Here is a 353-nt window from a genome sequence, read left to right as displayed (position 1 = left end):
CTGGGCATGGCGCAGATTGCCGGTGGCATCGCGAATGCAACCGGTCGGCACTTCGATCACACCTTCCATCAGCACCGGCTGGGTCGTTTCCCGGCCAAGCGGAATGTCGCAATGGCCGTTCGAGATGGCGGGCGTGAAGCTGGTATCGAAACCGATGTCGAGTTCGTTCAAAGTGCGCAGAGTGTCGCGATTTGCGCCGTAGTTTCCAGCACGAAAAGCGGAAGGTTTCGGTGCGCCCGCCGCCATCAGCGTCTCGCGAGCCCAGTCGAGAATGCGGCATTGTTCTTCGAAAGGGAAATCCTTGATATTGCGCCCTTCCAGGCCTGCAAAGGGCGTATCGGGCCCCGCATGGG

1 pseudogene is annotated in these 353 nt (G+C 60.3%); it reads right to left on the bottom strand.

Annotated elements, in window-relative coordinates:
* A pseudogene (locus A3736_RS17445) lies at positions 1–353 on the bottom strand (hypothetical protein); the annotation flags it as partial.

The organism is Erythrobacter sp. HI0063, from assembly GCF_001635685.1.
Taxonomy (GTDB): Bacteria; Pseudomonadota; Alphaproteobacteria; order Sphingomonadales; family Sphingomonadaceae; genus Qipengyuania.
Note: the sequence above shows the minus strand (reverse complement) of the source record. Positions and strands in the feature narration are given on the sequence as shown.